Source organism: Pseudomonas sp. SWRI99, assembly GCF_014270125.1.
GTDB lineage: Bacteria > Pseudomonadota > Gammaproteobacteria > Pseudomonadales > Pseudomonadaceae > Aquipseudomonas > Aquipseudomonas hamedanensis.
On the sequence record NZ_JABWQR010000009.1, the window covers coordinates 68969 to 82539 of the forward strand.

The 13571-nt window shown below is 52.5% G+C and carries 14 protein-coding genes and 1 pseudogene; 10 read left to right on the plus strand and 5 right to left on the minus strand.

Annotated elements, in window-relative coordinates; genetic code table 11:
- Positions 1-293: 293 nt before the first annotated feature.
- Positions 294-983 carry a DUF5677 domain-containing protein gene (locus HU743_RS09490; RefSeq protein ID WP_238351714.1) on the minus strand — a complete coding sequence of 230 codons (690 nt, stop codon included), beginning with the start codon at positions 981-983 and terminating at the stop codon, positions 294-296.
- A gap of 203 nt (positions 984-1186) precedes the next feature.
- Between HU743_RS09490 and HU743_RS09495 the strand changes: the two genes are divergently transcribed.
- The 3 genes and pseudogenes from HU743_RS09495 to HU743_RS09505 form a co-directional block, all read left to right on the plus strand.
- A complete protein-coding gene (locus HU743_RS09495; protein WP_186648273.1) occupies positions 1187-2893 on the plus strand; it encodes a hypothetical protein in 1707 nt (568 codons plus the stop codon).
- A gap of 213 nt (positions 2894-3106) precedes the next feature.
- Positions 3107-4159: a phospholipase D family protein gene (locus tag HU743_RS09500; RefSeq protein WP_186648275.1), complete on the plus strand. Its 1053-nt coding sequence runs from the start codon at positions 3107-3109 to the stop codon at positions 4157-4159.
- Between the two features lie 121 nt (positions 4160-4280).
- Positions 4281-4847 (plus strand): annotated as a pseudogene (locus tag HU743_RS09505) (TolC family protein); the annotation flags it as partial.
- Between the two features lie 161 nt (positions 4848-5008).
- Here the strand turns inward: HU743_RS09505 and HU743_RS09510 are convergent.
- Together HU743_RS09510 and HU743_RS09515 are read right to left on the minus strand one after the other, a co-directional pair.
- Positions 5009-5371 (minus strand): hypothetical protein, encoded by a 363-nt coding sequence (locus tag HU743_RS09510; protein ID WP_186648277.1) that lies wholly within the window; start codon positions 5369-5371, stop codon positions 5009-5011.
- A 50-nt stretch (positions 5372-5421) separates the two neighbouring features.
- Positions 5422-6294 (minus strand): hypothetical protein, encoded by an 873-nt coding sequence (locus HU743_RS09515; RefSeq protein ID WP_186648279.1) that lies wholly within the window; start codon positions 6292-6294, stop codon positions 5422-5424.
- Positions 6295-6297: 3 nt separating this feature from the next.
- Between HU743_RS09515 and HU743_RS09520 the strand changes: the two genes are divergently transcribed.
- The 4 genes from HU743_RS09520 (at position 6298) to HU743_RS09530 (ending at position 10727) form a co-directional block, all read left to right on the plus strand.
- Positions 6298-7512: a WYL domain-containing protein gene (locus tag HU743_RS09520; RefSeq protein ID WP_238351715.1), complete on the plus strand. Its 1215-nt coding sequence runs from the start codon at positions 6298-6300 to the stop codon at positions 7510-7512.
- A 27-nt stretch (positions 7513-7539) separates the two neighbouring features.
- The gene (locus HU743_RS09525) at positions 7540-8229 is read left to right on the plus strand and encodes a hypothetical protein (protein WP_238351716.1); all 690 of its coding nucleotides are present in this window, start codon (positions 7540-7542) and stop codon (positions 8227-8229) included.
- 411 nt (positions 8230-8640) lie between these two features.
- Positions 8641-8973 (plus strand): hypothetical protein, encoded by a 333-nt coding sequence (locus tag HU743_RS27155; protein WP_238351717.1) that lies wholly within the window; start codon positions 8641-8643, stop codon positions 8971-8973.
- A gap of 134 nt (positions 8974-9107) precedes the next feature.
- Positions 9108-10727, plus strand: a complete 1620-nt coding sequence (locus HU743_RS09530) for an SIR2 family protein (protein ID WP_186648280.1) — start codon at positions 9108-9110, stop codon at positions 10725-10727.
- Between the two features lie 505 nt (positions 10728-11232).
- Here the strand turns inward: HU743_RS09530 and HU743_RS09535 are convergent.
- Both HU743_RS09535 and HU743_RS09540 read right to left on the minus strand, forming a co-directional pair.
- Entirely contained in the window at positions 11233-11682 is a 450-nt protein-coding gene (locus HU743_RS09535; RefSeq protein WP_186648282.1) for an antitoxin Xre/MbcA/ParS toxin-binding domain-containing protein, read from the minus strand.
- 45 nt (positions 11683-11727) lie between these two features.
- Complete coding sequence (locus tag HU743_RS09540) at positions 11728-12036, minus strand: helix-turn-helix transcriptional regulator (protein ID WP_186648284.1); 309 nt, start codon at positions 12034-12036, stop codon at positions 11728-11730.
- Between the two features lie 91 nt (positions 12037-12127).
- On the opposite strand from HU743_RS09540, the gene HU743_RS09545 reads away from it, so the two are divergent.
- The 3 genes from HU743_RS09545 to HU743_RS09555 are packed head-to-tail and all read left to right on the plus strand — an operon-like array spanning position 12128 to position 13414.
- A complete protein-coding gene (locus HU743_RS09545; protein ID WP_186648286.1) occupies positions 12128-12550 on the plus strand; it encodes a hypothetical protein in 423 nt (140 codons plus the stop codon).
- Between the two features lie 9 nt (positions 12551-12559).
- Complete coding sequence (locus HU743_RS09550) at positions 12560-12934, plus strand: hypothetical protein (protein WP_186648288.1); 375 nt, start codon at positions 12560-12562, stop codon at positions 12932-12934.
- A gap of 15 nt (positions 12935-12949) precedes the next feature.
- The gene (locus HU743_RS09555) at positions 12950-13414 is read left to right on the plus strand and encodes a hypothetical protein (RefSeq protein ID WP_186648290.1); all 465 of its coding nucleotides are present in this window, start codon (positions 12950-12952) and stop codon (positions 13412-13414) included.
- The last annotated feature ends 157 nt before the right edge of the window (positions 13415-13571 follow it).

Genomic DNA, 13571 nt, shown 5'->3' on the forward strand with positions numbered 1-13571 from the left:
CTGAAATTTACCGGCACGTCAGCAGATGTGGATTTTACGTAGAAGCGCGATTTCCAGTCCGGTTTTGAGTACCTGTCACGCTGGAAAACGTTTTTACACAGCCTCGGCTGATAGCCGCCTGCCGCATCGGCGCTGCCTGATTATGACAAGGCTTGATATTGTGAGCCTTAAGTCCGACGTGACCAACACTGAAGTCCGAGAAAGCTCACCAACCAAAATCTGCCTCTAATCACGGGCAGCTAAGGGGCACCTGAAACCATGATCGCGGGCCAGGTCGTTTGAACCGAGCTGCGCTAAGCCTTCGCATTCAGGCCCAAAACCTCTCGTAAGGATTCGTTATCTGGCCAGTGCCGATGCATCAACCACCAAACGCACGCTTGGCCGAAGGCCCGACTAATGCCCCCTATGCCTTGAAGGTGGATGGCGCACAGCTTGTCACTTTCGGATTTCTCTGACGCGGTCTCATTGTGGCCGTGCGTTTCAAGCGATAACAGTCGGTAAAACACCGTATACAAGTCCAGGATGCCAGCTTCCTTTGCTTGCTCCTCGACGCTTCTGCGTTTGCGGCTCTGCTTTGCCTGCTCATTGGCCAAGTAGTCAGCTGTCACGTCTTCTCCCGTATGGAGGTCACGGATCTTGGCGGTGCCTGCTTTCAAATTGATCCTGAAGGCTTTCGCCATTTCCGCTGGACCTGCACCGATCTGAGATTCCGCATTTTCGACCGATCTGATGCTCCAGGAAACCATGATCAATTGTTCAAGCAAGCTACGGCTCAAGATTCCCAAGCAGGCGGCATTTCGAGCAGCGCCTAACGCCGCGGCTCCACTCACCAGATCTGCCGCACGCTTCAACTGCTGACGAACAAAGGTGTCACGCGGATCAGTCGATCCAGAGACCTCCATCTGGGATGAGGCGATTAAAACGGTCGATTGGGTATTCAACGACTCAACCAGTCCATCCATATCTGCTGAGGGGATGCTCATTCGGTTCCAAAGCCTTCTGATCTGTGGGATGCAGGACAATATTCAATGGAAACGTTTTTATCCACCTGGTAGCGGCGATAATGCATCAGGCGTGTCCCTCCCATGCGCAGGTCTACGACTAATGGCTATGAGCTAGTAATTTAGCTTTTAGAGAGCCAGTGAAGTGATTAGGATGATGCCTATTTGACATCAAGGAAGATCATATGGCCTGGCTACCAAGCAAAGCATCTCTCGCGTCTATGAAGGACGCCTTATCCGAAGCGACGAACCGGGTCAGCGAGTCTGTAGCGTCCTTTGATATCAAGGATGCTGCGCAGAGCGTGAAAAACAGTGCCATTAGCGCTGCCGGAAAGACCAAAGAGACTTCAATCACCGCCTACGGTTTCACTAAGGAAAAAACGGTCGAAGCTTACGTCGCTGTGTCGGATAGTGTTCGTAACATCAATTATGAAGAGCTGCGTCGAGCTGAGTTCTACAAAGATACATTCACCCAATACAAGGACCTAGGCACGGCTAAAGTGGCAGCTTCCTTTCGCGCTACTTTCGAGATAGAGAAAACAACACTGGAGATGGTAGAGGGAATCCGCAAAGGCCTACCCGTGCCCGCCAAATCCATTGACGATATCTTTGACCAATGCAAGCGTGAAGCTATTCGCCGCACTGTCGCGTCGTTCGCTTTGGGCGATGTCATGCGCGACGTCGACAATCATAGCGCTGCAAAATACGAAAATCTGTCGGACTCCTATAAAGCATTCTCAGGACGCACCGGTGCATCGATGTTCGATGATCCGAACTTTGCAGCAATGAAGGATGCGCGTTACGCAGCCCGTGAGACATGGACGCCTGAAGGATTCGACAAGCTTGATAACGGGTATCACAAGGACCAGCAACTAGATCCCTGGGGCGCAGATATTGAGCATGTGATCGCCCGCAAGGATTACTACGAAGACCTTCTGCTGCGCGCAGGCACTACGGATGATCAGTTCTTCAGCATCATCAACTCTAAGGAAAACTTAGTATTTGCTGATGACTCGCTAAATCGCTCGCTCCAAGACAAGAATATCTATAGGTACCTCGAACAAAACGGTACCCCGCGAGCCGACGATGCTGACCTGATTGATGTAACCATACAGAAAACCGGCGAGATCGTTACGGTACGTAAATCCGATATTGATGAAGCCTTTAACAGGGCGGAGGCGAACCGGAACGATCACCGTTGGGATGCAGCAGTAGAAGTTGGATCGACGATAGCGTTGACTGGGGCAACCATGGCCGCTCAGCAAATCGTGGGCCTGATCGTGCTGGAAACCGTGGATATCTTTATTGATGAGATCCGCAACTTAACCGTCAACGGACGAATTATTAATGAAGACGGCTGGCTACAGAACTCAAAGGATGCCACTGCACGTATCCAACAACGTCTAAGCGAACGTTTTGAACAAAAGCAAATATGGGCGCGCGCACGAGCTGTTGGCCTGGAGGCTGGCGTCGCAGGGGCTCTGAGTGTCATCCCACAGATACTCATTTCGTTGATCGTCAAGATGCCCGCCTTCGTACTAGCGCTAGTGCGTGAATGCACACTGAGCTTGGTGCGTTGCGTTCGTATCATGCTGAGCAAGGATGAGGCTAAGCTCGACGCAATTACGGTAGTGCTCGCGGGGACGGCCTCGGCAATCGTCGGCGTTTATGTTGGGCGGGTGATCAGTAACGCAATGGCCGGTGTGCCCCTGCTGAACAAATTCAACTCCCAGGTCACCAGCGTGCTAACCGGGGTTTTGGTAACCGCCGTCCCGTTGACTGCCATCTACACATTTGATCAGAACAAAAACAAATTCACTTTCGTGACCTCTCGCCTGGGTCGGTCTGATGATGGGCAGCCAAGTGAAGCTCATGAGACTGTTGCATCATAACCGGATGGCAGACGTCGCCAATCATTTGTGAATTTGCGCGTGGTGCTGGCGCAGCGGGTATTATCGCTATGGATTCGCTGGCCAACAAACTTCACGCCGTCGCAACCATGTACCTTCCGGCTCCGCCGAAATTGACCAGCCGGTTGGGCTTCACTTCGAAACCTTTGGTTTTTGGCGCGAGTTCCATCGATAGATTGAGGAAAGGAGTTCCGGATGTTTGTGCTGCCTGCTGACTATAAAAACCAGTTGAAAAGCTTGATCGCCGAAGAACAAAACTTGGATTTTGCCGTCGCTTTCTGGGGGGGCGGAGCGGAAAATTTGATTCCACTGAATTCTGCTCGCTCTGTTCGCATCATCTGCAACCTCAGAACCGGCGGAACCAATCCCGCTGTCGTTCGATACTTTTTATCAAAGATAAAGGACGGTAACTCTTCGCTTCAGATCAAACATTCGAGCCACCTGCATGCCAAAGTTATCGTTGGTCAAAAGCAGGCCCTGATTGGCTCGGCGAATATGTCTACGAATGGCTTAGGGCTTGAGGACGGAGGGTTAGCGCATTGGATGGAGGCAGGTATCCATACTTGTGATTCTCAAGAGGTGGCGTCGGCACGCGAGTGGTTTAATTCCCTATGGGAGTCTGACGCCGTCTCGACAATCGAAAATGAAGATCTCCTGGCTGCTCAGATAGCTTGGGATCGTAAGCAGAATGCTCGACCACCATTGGATGGCGATCCCATGGCTCCATTTACGATGGGGCGGTTCAGCGTTGATGAACTCAAAGGTAGGGCTGCTTACGTCACAATTTATCGCAAATGGCTATCAAAGGAGGCGAAGGCGGCGCAGGAAGCAGAAGAACAGTCGGCGAAGTCAGCGATGAAGGACGCAGGAAAAATCCGGTGGTGGGCTTATGAGTGTTGGGATGGCCTCCCCCAAGCACCGGCTGAGATGATCGGAATCTACTGGGGAACAAGAGGGAAGCTTTTAGTTGAAGGAGTATGCAAGCTCCTAGAAAGCGATAGCGTTCCCTTTACCTACGACAATGGAGATGAGGGCTGGATCGAATTGGCAGCTCCGAAAAAGCAGCTGTTGGGTCGGCCATTCGACATCAAGGATGCCAAAGCGCTACAGGGCGAGCTTAGCGATTTCATTGATGTGCTATGGCATAAGGCTGTGAAAACTGAAAACGGGGAGTATGCATGCGTGATCCATCTGGCTGAGATGGTTAGAGTTTGGGAAGAGTGGAGGGTAGGAAATGAGGCTCCCTGATAGAGCTTCTTTCTGACAAAGCCAAAATGAATCCGGTTGGCTTGGTAAAAATGACTCTGTTTGGGTACGCGTCTTCATACTGTGCTTCTTCCGAAATTTTCGAGGAAGCTGGTCACCAAAGCAGGCGTTGCCGATCGGCAACGTAGGCGAGCTGCTACAGCGGCGCCCGGATATCCTGGCTGCGGATCGTCGGTTAGCTGCGGCCACCACTAACATTGGCGAGAACACGGCGGACCTGTTTCCTCGAGTCACGTTGAGCAGCTTCCAAGTCTTCACGGTGGCGCTGCACAAGCGTGGGGACTTGGTCCGAGCATTACCTGGGCGGCGTTCAACTTAGGCAGCGTGAAAGCTCGAATCCGTGGAGCCAACGCCGAGGCCGAGGCCGAGGCCGAGGGTGCGATGTCCTCTTATGAGCAGCAAGTGTTACTTGCTCTTTGAAGAATCATCGAATGCGTTCAGCGACTACAGCAAACGCCAAGAGCGCTTGGTGTCTCTGATCCGGCAGAGTAATTCCAGCCGTGCTGCTGCGGATATTGCGGGGCTTCAGTACAAAGAGGGCATCGACGACTACTTAGTGTTGCATGATGCCGAGCGCGGACGTTTGAATGCAGAGGATGCACAGGCACTTGGGGAGACGGAGCAATACCGATCCATCGTTGCGATCTACAAAGCGCTCGGAGGAGGGTGAGATGCGGGCTCCGGTTCGGGTGTAAGCGTCAATTCACCGAAAGGGTGACCATCCACGTGTAAATGAAAAATCCCCAGCGCTATTTGGCCTGGGGATTTTTTGTGTTGGATCGACCCTAATATCTCATCACAGCAATATTGTTGTGGCCTTCACTGGAGGCTTTACGGTGACTTCCGCGCTCGTGCTTTCTGAATCATGTCGTCTAACTGAGCGATCATTTCGTCGACACCGATCTCGTGCCATTTATCACCGCAATCTGTCGCAATAATCATCTCTGCAAACTCCGAGCTGCACTCTTGGTTGTCATCCATGTGTACCTCTGCAACAGAAGTAAACACCCAGACACCGGTTATCTCCTGGCCGGTTAATCGTCCGCGATTTTGGAGCGACAGCAGCGCGGAAAAATACTTGCTGTCTCGTAGGCCTGGATGGGCCGACATCACCTCTCGGCGAAGCGCCGGTGAGGCGATGCCACCCTTGGCAAGCCGCAGGATCAAATTTTCCAACTCCGTTGTATCGTCCATGGGAATCTCACTGCCTGTTAGTCAAGCGGACGCGGATATCGGGCATTGAGTCAGAGGTTTTCTGCACCCAGGTCGTAGCCTCGCATGAACAAGCTATTCTCGATGGCCATCCGAATGTTTTCAGGCTGCTCGACGTTGCGGAACTGGTTATCGAGTAAACGAGCACGCTCTGCGACTTGGTTCAGTACATAGCTGGCGCGCAGGTTCCAGCGCGCATGGTGGGATCCGGATCGCAGGCGTTTGAAGTACAAGGTGCGAGTGCTTGGGTTGCGGCGCTTAGGGGCTATTGCATTCGTACCTTCCTTCGCGGCGGCCCATGGAAAGCACAAAGCATCAGGTACTTTAGCCAAGACATTCGCCTTGCAGTATTCAACGACCAACGCCCCAAGGCCCGCTGCGACTCGGCTGTCATAGATGCAGATGCCAGGGCACAACAAGGAATACACTTTGGTCATCCCCGAGTTGAATCGCAATGCTTTGGATCGCAGTACGGGCGAGTGTTCATCGCCCGTCATCAATGCCGATTGCACGGCCTGGACCGTGCGGCCAAGACCATTTTTGTTGGCCTTGAGCCAGTCTACGTTGCGAGCGGTGACGCCGCCCCAGGCCATGACATCGATGGCCGCTTGAAGCATCGGAGCGTCATCGCTGCCGGCGGCGATGATATCCTCGCGCAGTGCTTCGAGGGCTCCAGCATTGGCTGCGGCAGAAATGCCGGATTTGTATCCCAGGCGATCGTTGCCAGGGAAATTCCAACGGTAGGACTCATAGGCGCCAAACAGGCTTTCGCAGGACCACTTGGCGCCGTTACGGCGGTCAATGTATTCGTGCTTAAACAGGCTCTTGGAATCAAGCTCGGCAGCCAGCCAAGTGATGAAGTCAGCGACATGCGGAAGGGTAGCGTAGGCCTGTTGAGTCTTCATTTGATGCTCCAGTGGGTTGGCGATTTCAGTGCAAGATTGCGTGCCAACGAGGAGATGTTATTCACTGGTAGGACCATATTTTGTCCTCATTTTGATACAAGGAATTTTTCTTTGGCCGGGTCGAAGTATTCTGCTCCAGACCGGGAGCGACGTCGAAAGGCGCTGCGGAAACTGCTTCAGAACGCAACCACTGCACAGAAGACTGAACAGCTACACAGCGTCCTGGAGGAGCAGTTCGGCCCTTATTCGATTAGAACGACGCGTCGGGATCTTGTCGCCATGGCGGGTCGGCCGGGTTTGGTAAAACCGCTTCCCAAGGATCCAGCCGCGAAGTCGCTGTTGTGGGCCGAGGGGCGAGGAAGCGTTGATTTGACTTTGTCTCCCATGGAGTGCATGACACTCACCGCCATCTTCCAGCACGCTGATCGTTTCGGCTTTCGGTCGGACACCGAGGACCTCGCGAAGCTCAGAGAATATGCATCGACGGAATTGTGGAAGAAGACCCATCGCGACCTGGTTGCAGAAGGCCGCATCACTACCGGAACCCGGTTCACGGTTCTCAAGCCAGGCGCATACAAGGAAGAGCACCTGAGAGTTATTCAGGAGGCGCTGCTCGATGGCGTCATCAGCCTCGACATTGTGTATCGCCCGAGAGATGCCGGTAACGCTGAGACGTGCTGGTATCGGCTGAAGCCGCTTGCCCTTTCATATCAGGATTCGAACATTTACCTCACCGCGCTAGTTCACCAGGAGCAGTGGCCTGAGGGGCTCGAGCCACCTGCTGATGCGCCTCGTGGCAAGTACAGCAGCAATGGTCCTGGGAAGACGTGTGCGCTTATGCTTCACCGGATGGTGGAAGTTAAGACCCATTGGATGGAAATACCTGAGCGAACCGCCTACGATTTGCGCTCCGTGGAGGTTCAGAAGGACCTCATGACGATCCACAGTGACGGACCAATCGATATCGAACTCAGGCTTAGCGATAACCTACACAATCGCTTGAGCGAAAACCCGCTAGCAGAGGGGCAGGTGATGACTCCGAGTGCAGAAAGTTGGATGCTCAAGTGTCAGATAGCCGATACGCAGGGGCTACGCTTGTTCCTTCTGGGCAACGCTGGAGACATCCAGGTTGTCGCCCCACGCCATTTAAGGGATCACGTTCGAGGTGTCTTGAAACAGGCTCTTGAGATCTACGACAGTGAGTTGTCATCCCGATGAGGGACCGTATAGTCCTCGGCTTTGATCATGAATACAGCAAAGGAACAGGTGATGCCGCTCGACTCGCTTCAAGTGAAAAAACTAAGTGACGCAGTCAATGGCTACTCGTTTCCGACGGCCCATTTTGACTTCTTAGCCCAAACCCCAATCATCGGCCTTTCTATGGCCCAGTTGGAGACTCGCATTCGGCAGCAGCTGCTCAGCTCATCACTGGTAGATGTGAAAGATGGCCTGTCGAATATTTTGTATTGGGGATTTACGCAAATGGGAGGGCTGGCTGTAGTTCGTGTGGAGCGCTTCCGGTCGGCTGTCACAGATGCACAGCTTGAACAGGCATCGGCATTGTTTGCAAAGCACCGGCGCCCAGCGCTTTACGACATCGCACGTCTGAAGCTGCCGCAGTTTTCGAAGGTCTCATTTGCAAGCAAGATTCGCATGTATCTTGATCCTATCCGCTCGGCGACACTGGACAGGCAGATCATGCAAATGCATCGGGTTCACAAAGATACCGTGTTAGGTGAAATTAAAGAGAACTTGACCAGCATTCCCACGACCATTGTGAATTCGAATGCTTATGAGGTTTGGTGCGAGCGTCTCGGTCAAATCGCTCAAGCGTATTTACCTTCCGCTCGAGTCGTTGACATCGAGCGTGGGCTCTTTCAGATGATTCAATCGGGGGATGTGGCAGGGGCCGCTGCTATTCTGAAAAACGCCTAGAGGGCGAAGCTAGAATTCGGGTTAGTCAGCCTTGGCTGCCCCAAATAGGTAAAAGCTGTTAATCGGAATTGGGGTTGCCTGCTAAGAAGGTATATCAACTTTAATGACATTGCCCCTCTCACGAGGGACGCGGCCAGAGGATAGCGGGGTACCCGAGAGCACTAGCGTGGGTCTGATTCCAGAAGCTTTGCTGAAAGCTTCCGAGATATTCGCCTTCTGATAAATGGAGTGATAATAGCTCCCGTAATTTTTACTGGTTGAAATATGATGTCATTTCTCTGCGAAACGAAAGCGTCGATGCAAAGGCCTGAGTGGAAAAATATTATGTGTCCGTCTCACTCTGCCAACTCGGACGTTGACTGTCTTCGTCACCGTTGGGGATTTCACAACTTGACGATAGGGTAAACATAAATGGCAGTAGAGTTGAGTGAGCAGGAGATGCGCCAGGCGCTATTTGGCCCGTCGAAACAAGCCCAGTCAGAGCCTTCAGTGACAACATCTCCTCCCGCGTCGCAGCCTGAGGTGGAGCTTAAATCTCGGCCGCCTAGTCGACCCGCATCGAAGCCTCTGTCGACTAAACTGCGAGTAACGCTGCACGTAACAAGAGAATTCGAAGGAAAAGTAGAGGTCTTAGTCGTTGATGCAAACACGCTCAGTACTCTAACTGCTGAGCAGGAAGCCAAAGCTGAGGCGAAGAAGCGGAAGTTTAGATATTTCGATGTGATCTCAGTTCTTCCCATTTAGTCCTGATGATTCATGCAGGCGGGCATGTTTGAGTTCGCACAGTTTTATCCAAACCAAAACGGTTTGACGGAACGCGAGAATTCGATTCCGCGCGCCACATTTTGTTTACTCAAATATTCACTGGGGGCGCAAGGATGGCCACGAAGTACCTACAGTTTTTCCCGAAACCGGTTTTGGATGATCTTGTCTCCGGCCGTTGGTTGCCCATCGTAGGCGCGGGGATGTCGTTGAACGCGCACGTTCCCTCTGGAGCGCGGCCCCCGCTTTGGGGTGAGCTTGGAAAGATTCTAGAATCCGATCTCGCGGACTTCAGTTCTACGGGGCCGCTTGATGCAATTTCTGCCTATGAGCACGAATTTGGCCGGGCCCGACTGATGGATCGGTTATCGCAGATATTACTTCTTCACGAAGCGCAGCCGGGTGAGGCACATCGCAGCTTTTGCTCTATACCGTTCGATATTGTTTGCACCACCAATTTTGATTTCCTTTTAGAGCATCAGTATCGATTGGAGCCTAGGGTCGTATATCCCATTTTGGAGGAAGAGCAGCTGTCGCTTAACGCATCCAAGGCTGGGACCGCTCTTCTGAAGCTGCACGGCGACCTACATCACCCCAATCGGATGGTGGTCACGGAAACTGACTACGACGGATTCTTGGCAAACTACCCACTTTTCGCTACATACCTCTCGAATCTGCTGATCACAAAAACAGCTGTTTTGATCGGCTACAGTCTGGATGACCCGGACTTTCGCCAGATGTGGCACGTTGTGTCTCAGCGCTTGGGACGCATGCGCAGAATGGCTTACACGATCGTCGTAGGAGCCAAACCGTCCGATGTTGCAAGGTTCGAGCGGCGTGGCGTTAAGGTGATCAATCTTCCGGGGACTAGGGAGCGTTACGGTGCAGTGTTAGCCGACGCATTTGCCGAGCTGCGAGAGCTTGTCATGGAGAAGGTGATCAGCGTCAGCAAAGTCACAGAAGAAAAGCCGCTTAGAGAGCTTTCGCTGCCCAGAAGCGCAGCAACACGGCTCTGCTTTTTTTCTGTCCAGTTGGACTTGTTACCTTTTTACCGTGAGCGTGTCTTTCCTGCGGTGGAAGCCATCGGACTTGTGCCTGTTACTGCGGATGACGTAGTGGCTCCTGGTGACAACATCAGCGCAAAAATCGAAGCGCTGATCGATCGCTCAGCAGTTATGGTTATAGAGTTGTCATCGTCATGGACCTTTGCCGAACTGCGGATGGCGCTGGCGCGCAAGAGCAAGCACTCCAAACCATTCGAACTCATCTTGGTTGTCAAAGATTACCAACAGATTCCAGCAGACGCTGCGGAATTGCAGGTACTGCATCGACAAGAGTCATGGCTAGGCGATTCGGATGAATTTGTAGATCAGTTGGTCCAGAGTTTGCGACGCATCGTTCCAGAAGGAGAGCATTCTAGAGGGTCAGAGGCGCGAAGATTATTGGAGGCTAAGGAGTATCGAGCGGCGGTAATTGCGGCGATGACGCACCTGGAAGCGATGCTCAGGGAGCGAATGCAAAAAAGTGCATGGTCCGATGTTCGAAGGCCCATGAGCTTGAGGCATTTGGTCGATCAGGCTGCGGAGCAAGGGCTCATTCCTATCAGTTCAACACCTGAAATCATGAATTGGGCCCATTTAAGAAACGATGTCGTCCATACCCAGGCGGCGGTCACGCCGAAGATGGCCAAAGCCATCGTGACAGGGGTGGAGAGGATAATTCAGGAGCGCGAATAGCTAATCGCCAAGCGAAGTGTCCACCCCACCAAGTGACAGTCTGTAAGCGGGCCGACGCACCAACTCACGGAAAAACTCGGGCACGTTTGGAGTGCCCGAGGGCCGTGGGGCGGCGAAATATCATTTCTGAATTCTAGAGTGCCGATCAAACTGGTTTCCAACCAAGCCAGTTGCTGACTAGGTTTAAAATCCCTCTCACATGCCTAACGGCAGCTCGACGTGCGCTCCTCCTTCGAGCAGGCTGGAATCCAGATGAAGATGGCCTGTTCGGAGCCCCCGAGATTCGAGTTGTGGTGTCTGAGAAAACGCACATCACCATTCTAAAAGCGCTCGTCGCCGCATTTGGTTGCCCCATTCGACGAGAATGGCCGTATAGATCCATCGAGAATGCCTGCTCTGGATGAAAGGACGATCGTTTGCCTTCAGGCTCACATGGAACAAAAAGCTCCGCATCTCAATCGCGTGTAATTTCCTCATACCTTCGGAGGGAAAACTGACCTAATGCTCACGCCGCGACTCCGTTTTCGATCTTCCAAATGAAAGTTTCTACTAGTTTCATACCAGCGAAGGTGGATAGCAGCTCCGCTGGCGGCTTCTGGCCTAGGGCCAGGGCTGGGCGCTTCAGCCACTCCTGCGTGGCTAATTTATCTCCCTCAAACAAGCCGAGAGCGGCGTAGAGGACGATTGTGCTTTGAAAAAAGTAGTCGCTTTCTTTCAAATTCAGGACACCTTTCTTCAACCATCGTCTGCGGGCGGACGGTTTTACACCAATGAGTCGAGCCAATTTGCTGGGTGCTAGGCCCATCAGCGTACTCAGGTCATTGAAGAGGGAGGAGGGCAGTCCATCACGTATGAGTTTTGAAGTCGTCGACCAATCTGATTTGGCCTCAAGCATTCCCATGAGCAATTTCGGAAGCGGCTCGGTCTCTTCAAGGTCGTTGATGTAATCGATCATTTGAGTGTCCCGTCAGATCCGCACAGATTTGAGTACCCCCCCAGCCTAATCGTCCGGGTTCGTCTCGTCATCCTCAAGTCCGCGCCAAGAAAGGTCTGCCTGGATCTGCTGGATGAGCGAATTAAGGTCTTCGTACGGCGAAGCTTCTAAGTAGCTTGCAATCACAAGGCTTGCTGGATGGACGCTCATAACCGCCGCGAGGTCTCCAACCTTATCCAGCGTTGGCGATCGCATTCCTCGCTCAAGCTGGCTCATGTAGCCGCGACTCGTTACCGATACAAAATCCTCCTGAGTGAGCTTCCGTCGCTTTCGTAGTTTTTTCAGCGCGTTAGCGAATGCAGCATTCAGTTCCATTTTCTCATCTCATAAAAGAGATGATGAAGCATGAAATGAGCACTATAATGCCACGCACTATACTGCTCATTTTTACTTTCCGAGAAATTATATGTTTGAAACCTATGAGGTGGCGAGGCTGCCGGTGCTGCCGTCTTTCGGGCTCAGCACGACTCGTTGGGCCTTCATCGCTCAATCCGAAAATCGCGAGTGGTTTTATGTTACGCATCAGTATTTTCAGGATGGCGATTCCGAATGCGTATGCACTCAGCAGTTTTTGATCCCAGACGTCATGGGCCTGATGGGCCTGGTGCACTCCGACTCCGACACTGCCTTCGTCAGTGGTGTACAGCTTGTATCGCCCGGATGGTTGAACGGTACGGACGAGTGGCGGATGGAAACGCTTTCGAAGCTGATCGTCATTCCGGGTGAAGAGCGCAGCAAATACTCCTACCAAGTTGCGAGTGGGAGTACTTATCCAATTCCTTCCGCTGATACACAGCCGGTGGGAAAAATCATATGGCCAGTCAGGTAGAAGTCCCCAATGAGCCCAGACCGCGAGCATTTGCTCTGCAAACCAAACCTGTCGCTGTTCCCGAATGCCACGATCATCAACGATTACTTCTTCTGGGGGTTCGAATGTGGTGATGGTTGGTTCGATATCCTCAACCATGCATTCGCCCTCGTTTCCGCACGAACAGATATCAGCCCAGGCTGTGGCGAGGTGACCGTCATGGAGGTGAAGGAAAAATTTGGAGGGTTGAGAATCTATTATCAAGGTGGTGATGATTTTGTCGAAGGGGTTTTCAACCTTGCGGAATCAGCCTCGGTTCACATTTGTGCCATCTGCGGTGATCGCGCCCCAAATCGACGAATGCATTATCACCACCCGCGATGCGAGATCCATTATGGGGACTGACCGATGAGATACAGCATGGCGAACCGCGAAAGGTTGATTGAAGTCCTGCACAAGCAGCTTAAATGCGGCGATTCGCTGATCGACTTGGATGAGGTTCGAAGCTACGTCTCTTCACCGAGATTGTTTGACGTCACCGTGCGAAATCTGAAGCCTTCGCTGGAGTGTGTAGGTGACACATTCTTGGACAGACGCTCGATGCTTGCGGATTGGCCGCAGCGGACATACGGCACTTCTCTGGAGAAGTGGAAGGCAATGTCGTCCAGCGCTGAGCTTATTGACGATTTTCATCACAACGATAGTAGCGTTGCGAAGATCCAGGTGTGGTCATTCGAACCCTCTAGTATCGGAGAGGAGCAGCTTCGCCTCGCAGTGGCTTTGTCATACACCGCAGCCGAGTTCCGTGCAGAATCCAGAATCGTAGGCTCGCTAAACAATGTGCTCAACAACCTTGGATTTTACGTCGATGGAGATCGCTACTGACCGTATTTTAACGGGTAGGGCGAGACAGAGCGCAAACAAACAGGTTTGTGTCCCGATTTTCCGCGCCGTTGCACCCAAAATGTTTGATGTAAAACGAGGCTGCAAATACACCACTAACGAAGGAGTAACGCGATACGGCGGCTCGCATGGCCTCAAG